This window comes from Prochlorococcus sp. MIT 1304, assembly GCF_047305015.1.
Classification (GTDB): domain Bacteria; phylum Cyanobacteriota; class Cyanobacteriia; order PCC-6307; family Cyanobiaceae; genus Prochlorococcus_A; species Prochlorococcus_A marinus_E.
Genome location: NZ_CP138974.1, coordinates 605486 through 618202 on the forward strand (window position 1 = coordinate 605486; position 12717 = coordinate 618202).

Below are 12717 nucleotides of genomic sequence, written 5' to 3' on the forward strand. Positions count from 1 at the left end.
GCTAAATTTCTTTTTTTCGGGCTATGATATTAAACATATATCCAATTAATTTATAAACTCAATGACTATTTTATTTCCAATTATATATTCTGCGGCCTTAACCTATTTAGTGTGGAAAGCTTTTAAAGTAATGTCTAATGGCTGGGGTATATCTGATAATAAAAATCAACGTTTAGGTACTTCAAGTTTTAAACAAAAAAAGTACACAATACATCCAGAACTTTTAGATAAATCGGGTAATATAACAGAAGAGGAGCTTTTAACAGTTAGGTTTTCTAATGATAATGACTCTACATTAGAAGAAAAAGGTTCAACAACTGATTAATCAAAATACATCTAAGGAAAAATTGGAATTAAGAACAAAAATTGTTTCAGCGGTAATAAGATCCCTCAAATTGCCACCTAGGTTTCGTTTGAAAATAGTTAAAGAAGATCCAGTGAGACTTGAACTAAGTCTTACTCCTTCTTACGGTAAAAATCCAGTTATTGTTGGTATAGTTGAATCTTTAGACTTAGTCGCGCGAAGAGATAGAGAGGGTAGACTACCTAGAGATCTTCAAGGGACTTGGGACTGGACTGTAAGACATGGAAAGGTTAGTACTGGAGGTTGGAATCCTATGTTAAAAGAGGCATTGCAAACAATGTTTGATACAGGATTGCCTGCCATTGTATATGAGGAATTAACTGGAGATGAGTATCGACCTGTTGATGGTCTAAGACATGTTAAATAAAAAATTTATTTTTTTTCATAAAATCTTCCTTAAAACGTTAAAATAATCTGATAGATAATTTAGTTAATTATGAATAAAGACAATCAACCAAGATTTGGCTTTGTAAATTTTGCAGAAACATGGAATGGCCGTATGGCAATGATGGGTATTTTGATTGGACTTGGTACTGAATTAATTACTGGACAAAGTATTCTTCGACAAATTGGAATAGGTTAGTACTTTACTTAATTTCTTCTGCTTTCACATCAATGGTACTTTCACTAGGCTTTTTATCTAATTGATCTTGGTTATTTATATTCTCTAAATCTGCACCGCAATTCATGCAGGTTTCACTTAAACCTAACGATACAGCTCCACAATTACTGCATGTATTAATTTTAGATTTGTAAGAGTTAAAACCTATAAACACTAAAACTATTAATAAAAGAGGAATTAAAAATAAAAGAACTAGAATATTTCCAACAAAGCTAATGAAAAAGTTAAATCCAAAAATTGGAATAACGATAAGTATGATTAATGAGTAAGTAAGAAGATTTTTATTAGCTTTAAGAAAATAATTCACCTTAATTATACTTATCTATAATTTCTTTTTTTATTTACTAAAGTCATACTAGCAATTACTACGCTCCAACACTGTCCAAAATATAAAATCACTCCTAATAGCCATACCCATAAAGTAAGTACTAGAAAACCTCCAATAAAACCGTATGCTTGAAACCTTACTCCAAGTGAGAGAATACTTTTACTTACTGCAAGGTTCAATGTTGTTAGGCCAATTCCAATAAGAAAAGATCCAGGTAATAGTGGTTTCAATGGAACTTTTCTACTTGGTAAAAGTGCTTGTAATAAAAGAGCCATTAAAGAAAACCCAATTAGTGGTATTGCAAACTGACCAACTTGTAATAACGGCAACTTTGATAATAAATCAGAAATAAGATTATTAGATTTTGAAAGATTTTCTAAAACGTTACTTGGGATCATCCTAAGATTTGCACTAATTTGATCTAGTACCATTAAAAAACCAATAAAGAATACTATTAAAAAGGCTTCAACTCTATTTCGGAGAAACTTCGAAGCTTGCACTCTCCAAGCAGCATTAACTTTTTTAGAAGGAATTTCGTCCTCCCAAAGCCTATCCGAACCTCTTTGAAGAGATAGATATGCATTTCCTGCTGTAAAAAGCAAAAACATAGCTCCAAGAATTCCTGCTCCAAAACCTTGATCTATTAATTTAAATAATGTTGTCTCTACTAACTCAACTACTGAAGGAGGTAAAAGCTGGGCAGCAATGGCAATTATTTGTTGATCTAATCCTTCTTGTTTTCCTAGGAACCATGAAGCTATTGAAAGAGAAATAAGAAGGATGGGAAAAAATGATTGAAGTGTGTAGTATGCAAATGCAGCACTTAAATCAACACAATCAGATTTGCTCCATCGCTCACAAGCTCCCCATAAACTTTTCAATATCCAAGTTGAACTTCTCTGCATATTTATTTTCTTCAAATATTTATTTATTTACTTAATTTTTATTGTATCTGATTAAGAAATTTTTCAAGCAATTTTTTATTTATCATGCAACTATTTTGCTAATAATAAATTGCCCCATGGCTTTAAAATTTCAAATTTTTCAATAGATCTACAAGCAATTAATGGAAAATTAACATCGCTCAAGTCTTCTCCTGGAATTAAATTTAAAGGATTTGTTTCTAACCACTCTATAGAACAATTGAGTTCTTCTAATAGAAGCCAGGCTGCTGCAATATCCCATATCTTAGGGGTAGATTCTATTGCTCCAAAAGTTTGTCCCATCGCTACACTCGTAAGATTTAAACTCGATACACCTAAGAGTCTGATCTTGCCAGGAAATACTGAGTTTGGTTTTTTTTGTAAAATTTTTATTGATCTACTACATAAAGAAATGCATTCACTTTGACGATTATATTGGCTAGGATCGATTTTCTCGTTATTTAACCAAACCCCTTTACCTTTAATGGATACAAACTTTTTTTTCAATGTAGGAATTATTAAAAAAGAAGATTCTGGTTTACCATCAACGAACCTTGCTACAGATATAGACCAGTAAGGAATACCGGCAGCGAAATTTGTTGTCCCATCGAGTGGATCGACAACCCAGTAAGCTTTTGAATTTGGAATTAGCTTTTGCCCTTCTTCACTAAGGACGCCTTCATCTGGAGCTATTGAAGCTAAGCCATCTACGATTGTTTTGTCACTCCATAAATCACAACTTGTTAATAATGAGCCATCTGCTTTGTTACTGGCGCTAATATTTCCAAAATCTTTTGTTTGGCGTTGACTAACCAATTCAAATAAAGAATCTAATTTACGTAGCTGCGTATTAGTTAAATTTGTTGGATTCATCTTTATAAATTGCAAATAGACTCTGCATCTTTAATTTTAGTATTATTACTATTCAAACAATTTTTACTTTTATCAAGGAAAGTTAATCTTTCTAATTCATCTATATTCAGATTGTAACTATATATTGCATTAATATTTTTTGATTTCGCAGTACTTAATTCACTTTGCCTAACAAGAACATCTTTTAGAGTTGATATTCCGACATCATATCTAAGTCTGGTAAGCCTTACAGACTCTTTGCTAGATTCAATTTCTTTAAGAGAAGAGATTATTTTTTCTTCATTTAATTTAAGATTTAAATAGGCCTTACTAATACTTGTGGTTAAAACATTTTTTAGATTTTCATAGACATATTTTTCGGATTCTGCATCTGCTATTTTTGATTTGTAGGAGTTCTTATTTTGTCCGCCATCAAAAATGCTCCATGCAAAATTTAGACTTATGGTATTTGTATAATTAGATCCTGATTTTTCAGAGTCGATTTTAGTTGCTAAAGAGTCACCCTTTGAAAATGTACTAGATAATGAATTACTGATATAGATATTTGGCCTATTTTGAGCTAAAAAGCTCTCTGCTTGGCTCTTTTTGATTGATGTTTGAAAAATAAGGTTTTTTAGGGAAAGATTTTTATCTAAACCCTCATCAATATTTTTTTTCAATTTATGATTCCAAAAGCCTATAAGATTTTGCTCTTTATTAGTTTCTAAATCTCCCTTAACATTAAGGATCTCTTTAAGAGAAATTTTATTAATTTCATGTTCTATTTTCTTTTCATTAAGTGATTGTTGATCTCGAGATAATTGAGCTTCTGCTTCAAGAACTTCAAATTTTGTACCAATTCCAGCATCTAGCTTCGCTTTAGCATTTTTTAAACTTGTAGTTGATAAATTAAGTGTGAATTTTTTATTTTGAATATCTTGATATGACTTTTTGTATTTGTGATATCTGATTCTTGCTTCTTGAATTAAATCTTTTTTCTTAATCTCATAATTATTTTCTGCAATTTTGTAATTTGTTTTGGCAATTTTAATTTCAGATCCTCTTAGCGGAGCAATTAAATCCCATTTAATATTCAGGGAGGGATTAGCCGTAAATTGTGATGTTTTTAAAGTAGGTGAACTGCTATTGTACTTTTTGCCTGCGACATATTTTGGTAACCCATTGGCTTGAAAATCTAGGGATGGGTATCTTTTGGCAATTTGACTGGAAAGATTAAAGCTTGCAGAGGCTACTAGATTTTGTAATGATTTTAATTCTTGATTATTTAATACAAGTTTTTCTATTTCTTGATAATCAACAAAAGTAATATTTAATTTTTCCTCTAAAACATTATCTATGTAATTTTTTGTTTCGCTCGATAGAACATTAAACGTATTCGTACTTAGAGTAAGTGGTAATAATAAAAAAGGATTTATTACTCTTCTAAGCATTTTTTATAATTTCGAAAATATTGGATTAACCAATCAAAGTATTAATAATATCATTTGAATCATCAAGAACGTGAATTTTAGTATTTATTTGAGTCTCAACTTCTTGAATATTTTTATCATCTAAAAATAAATCAGTATTAATTTTTAACATAATAGATGGTATGTAAACAGCTTCTCCTAAATCCTTATTTTTCAACCCGTAAATTAGATCTTCTCCAGTAAGAAGACCTGTAACAACTTGATCTTGACCCCAATAAATACTTGGCAAACCATATAAATTAATTGTTAATCCATTAATTAAATTTAATTTCTTAACTGTGGGAATTAGGGCTTCATACACTAATTTACCAACAATCCAACTAACTTTTTTTGGCTTTTTTACTTTTTGGGGTAGGTTTTGAGTCTTTTCTCTTAATGCTTCTAGAAAGTTTCTAATAGTCCCAACTCCATTAGATTCTTGTGGCATATTTTCGTAGGTTTTGTAACTAGGTAAATTTGTACCAGCAATTAAATACCATTCGTCTGCTAGCCAACAAAAACGAGTCCCAAGAGTAATTTGAAGAGAGGCTTGAATTCTCTCTACTTGTTTAATAGTTTTTTTTGCGTATTCTGGGCTGATTGATTTCAATCCATCATTTTCAGGTCTAAATTTTGTAAGTCCTACAGGAACTATTGCGACTGAAAGTACTGTTTGAGAGTTTTTTTTGTAGAATTCAGCAAGTTCCAAAATTGATTTCTCAAGAATATCTCCATCGTTTATGTCTGGACAAACAACAATTTGAGCATGTATTTGAATAGAGTTTTTTTCAAACCAAGAAATTTGATCAAGTATCACTCCTGCTTTTTTATTTTTTAATAATTTTTCTCTTATGGCGGGATCAGTAGCATGAACTGAAATAAAAAGTGGGGATAGTTTTTGCATAGCAATTCTTTCCCAGTCTTCTTTTTTTAAATTCGTAAGAGTTAAATAAGAGCCATATAGGAAACTTAATCTATAATCATCATCTTTTATATATAGACTTTTTCTTTTACCACTTGGCTGTTGATCAATAAAACAAAATGGACATCTATTATTGCATTGCTTTATTGAATCAAATAATGCATCTTTAAAATTTATACCTAAATTAACGTCTTGATCTTTTTCAATATTTATATTGTGAATTTCATGATTTTTATCTAAAACTGATATGTCTAAAATTTCTTCACTAATCAGAATCTGATAATCAATTAAATCTCTTGGTTTTTTTCCGTTAATACTAATAATTGAATCACCTGATTCAAATCCTATTTCTTCAGCAATAGAATTAGCTTCAATACTTTCAATTTCCGCAGGGTTTATTTTATAAGTAATATTAGGAACTAAAAGATCAATGGGATCTTCTGTTAAATTAATTTCTTGCCACACAATTTAAGGCCAAATACTCTTGTTTATATTTATTCTAAACTTATATATGACTCAAAGTGTATTAAATACTTTTAAAAAACTAAATATAGGTGTGAAATTATGGGCCTTTTGTTTATTAAAATATAGCATTCGCAGTTTTCTAAAACACGATTTAGATTAATTAAAATAACCTTTTTCATTGAAAGAATTAATTACAAAAAATTTAGAAGTAAAAGATAAATTCAACTATGAATCCAATGAGATAGTTGATTCATACGAAAATAGTTTTTTATCAAATCCTATATCTTTAAGATTGTGGTCTTCTTTTTTTGTAATTTTACCTATTTTTGTTCAAGCCCCTTGGGTTAGATTAGAACCAATAAGTGCTCTTTGTTTTACTTTTGTTATTGTCTTAGTGGCAATTGTTTTGAATCAGAAAGCATCAAATAAGTGGTTTATTGTCAGTTCATTATTACTTGGTATATCAGGTAGTTGGCTCGGTGGATGTTTGTTCTGGGGATGGTTAAGCCCATTTCCTATCCTACACATACCTGTTGAAGCTGTTGTTCTCCCACTAGCTTTAATTGGATTTGGTACTAATTGGAAAATAGGTTCAAGTTTTTTTATATCTTCTTTATTTGGAACCGCAGTTACCGACATTACAATATTTTTAATCGGAATCATGGATCAATGGAGGCAGGTAATTACAGCAGATTCTGAAAATGCACCTATGATTCTTCAAAAAACTTCAGAGAGTCTTATTCAAATAAAATCATTATCTATTATCTTTTTTGTTGCTCTTATACTTTGGTTTATTTCAAAAGAAATTTTAGATTCTGGCACAATTAATACTACTAATGGCAAAGCACTCTTAGTTTCTGGTTACGTAATTCAAACGACATTAATTGTTGATGGTATTTTTATTGTTTTAGCAATTCTGCAACCCACTTTTAGTGGATTGGTTTAATGTTAAGGCCTCCATTTTCGCAAGAACCGATACCAATAAATAATTGGGATGTAATCGTTATAGGCGCTGGAGCTGCTGGCCTTATGACTTGTCTTGAATTACCCTCAAATTTAAAAGTGCTCCTTTTAAATAGAAATACTAGTAAGGCATCTTCCAGTAGATGGGCTCAAGGCGGAATTGCATCTGTTGTTAGACAAGATGATTCATTTGATCTTCATGCTGAGGATACTTTAAAAGCAGGGGATGGACTATGTGATTTTCAAGCTGTAGAAATGCTAGTTAAAGAAGCTCCAAGTTGTGTAGAAAGGTTGCAGAATTTAGGGATGATTTTTGATCAAAGTTCTGATCAACTAGCTACTACCTTGGAAGCAGCCCATTCGCGAAGAAGAGTTTTACATGTTAAGGATCGTACTGGACGAGCATTAGTTGAAGTTCTAGAAGATCATATTGAGAATCAAAAAAATATTCTTCACTGCAGGGGTGTAAGAGTAACTGAACTTCTCATTGAAAATAAAGAATGTAGAGGAGTTCAGGTTCTTGATGGAGCAAATTTATATTGGATTAAATCTAGAGCTGTTGTTTTGGCTACAGGTGGGGGTGGGCACTTATTTACAAATACAACAAATCCTTCTCAATCCTCTGGTGAAGGGATTGCTCTTGCATGGAAAGCAGGAGCTGCTATCGAAGATTTAGAGTTCGTACAATTTCATCCAACAGCTTTAAAATTTTACGGTGCACCTTGCTTCTTAATATCTGAGGCCCTTAGAGGGGAGGGAGCGATTTTAGTTGATAAAAATGGTGACAGTCCAGTTAAAAATCTTGAAAATCGTGATCTAGCTACTAGAGATCAGGTAAGTAGAGCAATTATGAAAAATATGCATGATAATGATGAAGATCATGTTGGCTTAGATCTTCGGTATATTGACCCAGAAAAAATTGTAGAGCGCTTCCCCACGATTTTAAGTCGATGTCAGGATTATGGCGTTAACCCTTTAAATGAGGTTATTCCTGTAGCTCCTGCAGCTCATTATTGGATGGGAGGTGTTAAAACTGATCTAAATGCATCTTCAACAAGAAAAGGATTATATGCCGTTGGAGAAGTTGCTTCTACAGGTGTGCATGGTGCTAATAGACTGGCAAGTAATTCGCTGATGGAGTGTCTTGTTTTCGCAAGAAAAATGTCTTCAATTGTTTTGAATGACTTTTCTAAAGTTGAAAAATTTGATAGATCATTTCAAGAGTTTGATATTGAAGATCCTACAGAAGATCAAATTTCTATAATTACTGAAAAAATTGATGAACTAAGAAAACTATGCTGGTTAAATTTAGGTGTATCTCGAAATAAGGTAAATATGAGTAAATTTTTAAATTACATTCAAAATGATATAGATAAATTAAATAAAAATGATTTACTAAATAGTCTTGAAAAAATAAAATTTGATCAAAAAATAAAACTTAGTGAACGCAATAGAAGAACATTAAATCTTTTACTTGATTTAAAGAATAGACAAATAACCACCATAACTTTATTAAAAGCTTGTCTATTTAGAAAGGAAAGTAGAGGAGGGCATTATAGAGATGATTTCCCTGATAAAGATAAAAATTGGGAATGCCATACTAGACAACAGTTAGATCAAAAAATTCAAAAAAGATTTATTAAAAATTAAGATCTCCCTGATAGTCGGTTTTTGTTGCTAATTCATTTAAGGAACGCGTACCACTAATAATTTCTCCATTTATTTCCCAAGAAGGAAATCCACTGATTCCTTTCGTTTGGCACAGCTCATACTCATTATCTTTACCATCTTTGGCACACTCAACTACTTTTAATTCTTTAACTGCTTCTTTACCAAATAATTGTTTCTGATCGTAGCAATGAGGGCACCAGTATGCACTATACATAACAATATTGTTTTCACTTAAAAATTTTGCAAACTTTACTTTCTGGGGAGAGCTTGAAGTGGTAATTATTGGGGATACATTTTCAGTGGGGTTTGCAACATCAATAGCATTAGATGGGTCAACGCTTGTTGACCAAATTAGGCCTCCCAGCAGTACACTAATGGCTACAATGAAACCTCTAAAAATCATAGGTTCTCTACTTTCGAACTTTGCTCCAATCATAGAAATTATAAAGATAGAAAACGATAAAATTGCTGAAAGTATGCAAAAAAAGCAATATGCTTGAATCTTAAAAAACATTATATTTATCAATAAAAAGCTAAATGTTGATGACGCACAAGAAATTAGAAATACTAGCCACCAGAAAAACTTATTTAGTTTTTCTTTTGGGGAAATTACATTAAGCGAGAGTATTATTGTGATAAATAATATTGATAAATATGTTATAAATCCAGCTAATGAGAGAGGTATATTAACTTGATTATTTTCAAATAAAGTACCCCAAGGACTGTTTAAAACTGTTTCACAACCATTTTGTATCCCTGGGCATGAAAGCGAAGTAAATAATCCCCAGTTTTTTAAAGTAATCGAACCTGTATCAACTATGCCTATAGTGCTAAGGATTGCGATTATAATTTTTGGCCATTTCAAATCTTTTTTATTTCTTCTATTTAAAGTCTTAAGGGACATACAAAAAGAAAGTTTGTTATTTACATTATCTATCCTAATATTATCTTGGCATGATAGTTATATAAAAATGCTGCTTAAATCTTTTAATTATTGTTTTTTAAGTTGTGAAACAAAATAGTCTCAATGTAAAACAAAAAAAACTATCTAAGATCGCATTCAGTCATGTTGGTTGTGAGAAAAATCTTGTTGATACTGAACATATGCAAGGCTTATTACATAAAGAGGGTTATGAAGTTGACAGTAATATAAATGATGCAAATGTTGTTGTTGTAAATACTTGCAGTTTTATTGAAACAGCTAGAGAAGAATCTATTAGAAAAATTCTTGAATATACAAATCAAGGAAAGGAAGTAATAGTTGCAGGCTGTATGGCTCAGCATTTTAAAGATGAGCTTATAAAAGAAATCCCTGAAATAAAAGGTTTGGTTGGAACAGGAGATTATCAAAAGATAGCCAAGGTTTTAGACAGAGTAGAAAAAGGGGAAATAGTTAATGAAGTTTCAAAAATACCGGAATTTATTGCAGATGAGGAAATGCCTCGTTTTGTAGATAAAAATAAATTTGTTGCTTATCTTCGTATTGCAGAAGGCTGCAACTATAATTGCGCTTTTTGCATTATTCCTAAGTTGAGAGGTCCTCAAAGAAGTAGAACAATAGAATCTATACTCTCAGAAGCCAAAAGTCTTGCAAAAAAGGGTATTCAAGAAATCATTTTAATTAGTCAAATAACAACTAATTATGGTCAAGATATTTATGGAAAACCATCATTAGCCAAACTTTTGAATGAGCTTTCTAAAGTTCCAATTCCTTGGATAAGGATACATTATGCTTATCCAACAGGTTTAACTGATGAAGTTATTAGAGCTTTCAAAGATTCAAAGAATATAGTTCCTTACTTTGATTTACCACTTCAGCATAGTCATCCAGATGTGTTGAAGAGTATGAACAGACCTTGGCAAGCTTCCTTGAATGAATCAATTTTGGAGAAAATTAGAGAAGAAATTCCATCTGCTGTATTAAGAACTAGTCTCATTGTTGGTTTCCCTGGAGAAAAAAAAGAACATTTTGAACATCTTCTCCAATTTTTGGATAGGCATAAATTTGATCATGTTGGAGTTTTTATTTTTTCTCCTGAGGAAGGAACTGCAGCTTTTCATTTGCCAAATAAAGTATCTCCAGAGGTTGCAGAGGCAAGAAAAGATAACGTTATTTCAGTTCAACAAAATATCTCTAGAGAAAAAAATCAGATATATGTAGGTTCAAAAATGAAGATTATGGTAGAACAAATATCAGATAATAACGAATTAATTGGTCGGTCCTACAATTTCGCGCCTGAAATTGACGGAACTGTAATTTTATCTGTTAAAGAAAAAATTGATTTGAAAAATTATATTGGTAAATTTGTTGAAGCAAATATTTCTTTTGCGGATGAATATGATTTATATGGAGAGACTATTAAAATTTTGTAGTTTTTTAAATTAATTTAACTGCTCTTAATAGCTTATCTAATGCGAAAGCAGCTCCAAAACCAAAACCAATAAATGCAAAATAGAAAATGATGTTCATTAATTTTTTTATTTTTATTTAATTTAACATCAGATGAAAAGATTAGATTTTTTCGTTTAATTTCTTAATCTTGAATATATGGTAATTTTTTGTATAAACATTCCTCTGCTTTTTGTAGTTCCCGGCCTAGATATAGAGCATGATCGAATCTTGTTATTAAGTCATTTCTTTGTTCAGTGATCAATATTCCAAGTTGTTTCGCACTAATTCCTTCAAAAACTTCATTACAAACTCTTTTATTTTGAGAGTCGCATTTAATTGGTTCATTTGTTTCTGGGTCAAGCGCATATCCGTCATCATTAATAGTATTTAGAAAGTGCTCTAAAATTATTTTATTTTCTTCTAAATCTACTTTTATAATGAAATAACCGTTTGGATCTAAGTCTATAGATCGGTTGGATAGACTATTATCAATCTTTATTTTTCTATTTAAACTTTGACTTGAATCCATTTTAGGAATTTAATTTCAAACTATATTACTAATATAATCTTTGGTAAAGCCGAATAATTTTTTATTTAAAGGGTATAGATTTATTTTCAAAATCAATTTCCATCTCGGTTTGTTTATTCACTTCATTTAGCCAAGGACTAATTATATTTTCCATATTTTTGTCAAACCACTTATGCAAGCTAATAGTGCTTTTTGCAAAAAATCCTCTACGTCTCTTATGTTTGCCACCCGCTCCAGGATCAAACAAATGGATACCATTTTTTATTGCCCATTCAATTGGCTGGTAATAGCATAATTCAAAATGTAAATTAGATATTTCTTTTTGACTACCCCAATATCTACCCCATAAGTTGTTTTGATTTTTAACGCACATCGACATAGCAAAAATTTCATCTGAATCATGTTTTGATGCGCTAAAAAGTAAAAGATTTTTTTTATTATCAACCAGTGTTTCGAAAAATGTAGATGTTAGATATTTACTTCCCCAAACTCCCCACCTCGAGCAATGCTGTTCATAAAAATTATGCATTTTTTTGAGTATTTCTTGGTTGATATCATCTTCATTAAAAATTTCTACTTTAATATCTTGTTTAGTAATTGATTTCCTCTCTTTTTTTATATTTTTTCTCTGATTAGAGTTAAATCTAGAAAGAAAATCATTAAATGTTTTTTCTCCATTACTCCTCCATTCACTGCTGGAATTTATCCATTCATGGTATCCCAAAGATTTAAGATGGTTGCCCCAGCTTTCATCAATATATAAAAAATTACAACTTAGAACTTTGTTTTTAATCGCAAAGCTTTCGATGTGGTTTATAAGTAAATTTGTAATTTCGTTCTTGTCTTTATTTTTTTTATAAAGAAATTGATATCCATTTACAGGACTATAAGGACTCATTCCAATTAATTTAGGGTAATAATTTAAATTCAGCTCTTGAGCCAATCTTGCAAATGATTGGTCAAAAATGAATTCTCCATAGCTATGATTTTTTAAAAAAAGTGGTGCAATACCTAATATCTCTTCATTTTTAACAGCAACAAAATATAATGGCTGCCAACCAGTTTCTCTTGAAACACTTTTTGATATCTCAAGGTTTTTAATCCAAGTCCATTCATAAAATGGATTATTAATTCCATTGGCTAATTCATTCCATATCTCCTTGGAAATTTCTTTAATTGATAATTTGACTTCAACTTTATGTATTGGTTGGTTCATC

15 protein-coding genes are annotated in these 12717 nt (G+C 30.7%); 6 read left to right on the forward strand and 9 right to left on the reverse strand.

The features are described from left to right. The first annotated feature begins 61 nt into the window (after positions 1 to 61). The 3 genes from SIB45_RS03265 to SIB45_RS03275 all read left to right on the forward strand — a co-directional run bounded on the left by SIB45_RS03265 (position 62) and on the right by SIB45_RS03275 (position 947). Positions 62 to 325, forward strand: coding sequence for a DUF2973 domain-containing protein (locus tag SIB45_RS03265; protein ID WP_011862134.1), 264 nt, complete (start codon positions 62 to 64; stop codon positions 323 to 325). A gap of 22 nt (positions 326 to 347) precedes the next feature. Next, positions 348 to 731 carry a hypothetical protein gene (locus SIB45_RS03270; protein ID WP_011862135.1) on the forward strand — a complete coding sequence of 128 codons (384 nt, stop codon included), beginning with the start codon at positions 348 to 350 and terminating at the stop codon, positions 729 to 731. 69 nt (positions 732 to 800) lie between these two features. Then, positions 801 to 947, forward strand: coding sequence for a high light inducible protein (locus SIB45_RS03275; RefSeq protein WP_011862136.1), 147 nt, complete (start codon positions 801 to 803; stop codon positions 945 to 947). Between the two features lie 4 nt (positions 948 to 951). Here SIB45_RS03275 and SIB45_RS03280 read toward each other — a convergent pair whose 3' ends face one another. The 5 genes from SIB45_RS03280 to SIB45_RS03300 all read right to left on the reverse strand — a co-directional run bounded on the left by SIB45_RS03280 (position 952) and on the right by SIB45_RS03300 (position 5945). Then, a complete protein-coding gene (locus SIB45_RS03280) occupies positions 952 to 1293 on the reverse strand; it encodes a DUF2614 family zinc ribbon-containing protein (RefSeq protein ID WP_011862137.1) in 342 nt (113 codons plus the stop codon). 11 nt (positions 1294 to 1304) lie between these two features. Then, positions 1305 to 2219 carry a YihY/virulence factor BrkB family protein gene (locus tag SIB45_RS03285; RefSeq protein ID WP_011862138.1) on the reverse strand — a complete coding sequence of 305 codons (915 nt, stop codon included), beginning with the start codon at positions 2217 to 2219 and terminating at the stop codon, positions 1305 to 1307. Positions 2220 to 2309: 90 nt separating this feature from the next. Then, positions 2310 to 3110, reverse strand: coding sequence for an inositol monophosphatase family protein (locus SIB45_RS03290; RefSeq protein ID WP_011862139.1), 801 nt, complete (start codon positions 3108 to 3110; stop codon positions 2310 to 2312). 2 nt (positions 3111 to 3112) lie between these two features. After that, the gene (locus tag SIB45_RS03295) at positions 3113 to 4540 is read right to left on the reverse strand and encodes a TolC family protein (RefSeq protein WP_011862140.1); all 1428 of its coding nucleotides are present in this window, start codon (positions 4538 to 4540) and stop codon (positions 3113 to 3115) included. A gap of 25 nt (positions 4541 to 4565) precedes the next feature. Beyond that, positions 4566 to 5945, reverse strand: a complete 1380-nt coding sequence (locus SIB45_RS03300; protein WP_011862141.1) for a TIGR03279 family radical SAM protein — start codon at positions 5943 to 5945, stop codon at positions 4566 to 4568. A 178-nt stretch (positions 5946 to 6123) separates the two neighbouring features. Between SIB45_RS03300 and SIB45_RS03305 the strand changes: the two genes are divergently transcribed. Both SIB45_RS03305 and nadB read left to right on the forward strand, forming a co-directional pair. Beyond that, positions 6124 to 6891, forward strand: coding sequence for a DUF3120 domain-containing protein (locus SIB45_RS03305; protein ID WP_011862142.1), 768 nt, complete (start codon positions 6124 to 6126; stop codon positions 6889 to 6891). Then, on the forward strand, positions 6891 to 8558 hold the full coding sequence (gene nadB / locus SIB45_RS03310; RefSeq protein ID WP_011862143.1) for an L-aspartate oxidase: 1668 nt from the start codon (positions 6891 to 6893) through the stop codon (positions 8556 to 8558). The genes SIB45_RS03305 and nadB overlap by 1 nt, the downstream gene beginning before the upstream one ends. Here nadB and SIB45_RS03315 read toward each other — a convergent pair. After that, entirely contained in the window at positions 8548 to 9483 is a 936-nt protein-coding gene (locus tag SIB45_RS03315) for a vitamin K epoxide reductase family protein (RefSeq protein ID WP_011862144.1), read from the reverse strand. The two genes, nadB and SIB45_RS03315, sit on opposite strands and share 11 nt — an antisense overlap. Before the next feature lie 104 nt (positions 9484 to 9587). Here SIB45_RS03315 and rimO point away from each other — a divergent pair, with 104 nt between their 5' ends. Next, complete coding sequence (rimO, locus tag SIB45_RS03320; RefSeq protein ID WP_011862145.1) at positions 9588 to 10952, forward strand: 30S ribosomal protein S12 methylthiotransferase RimO; 1365 nt, start codon at positions 9588 to 9590, stop codon at positions 10950 to 10952. Positions 10953 to 10956: 4 nt separating this feature from the next. On the opposite strand, the gene SIB45_RS03325 is transcribed toward rimO, so the two are convergent. From SIB45_RS03325 to SIB45_RS03335, 3 genes are all read right to left on the reverse strand, one after another. Beyond that, positions 10957 to 11049 carry a cytochrome b6 gene (locus SIB45_RS03325; RefSeq protein WP_011375671.1) on the reverse strand — a complete coding sequence of 31 codons (93 nt, stop codon included), beginning with the start codon at positions 11047 to 11049 and terminating at the stop codon, positions 10957 to 10959. Positions 11050 to 11113: 64 nt separating this feature from the next. After that, positions 11114 to 11500, reverse strand: a complete 387-nt coding sequence (locus SIB45_RS03330; RefSeq protein ID WP_011862146.1) for a DUF4346 domain-containing protein — start codon at positions 11498 to 11500, stop codon at positions 11114 to 11116. A gap of 61 nt (positions 11501 to 11561) precedes the next feature. Next, positions 11562 to 12716: a GNAT family N-acetyltransferase gene (locus tag SIB45_RS03335; protein WP_011862147.1), complete on the reverse strand. Its 1155-nt coding sequence runs from the start codon at positions 12714 to 12716 to the stop codon at positions 11562 to 11564. Position 12717: the final 1 nt, after the last annotated feature.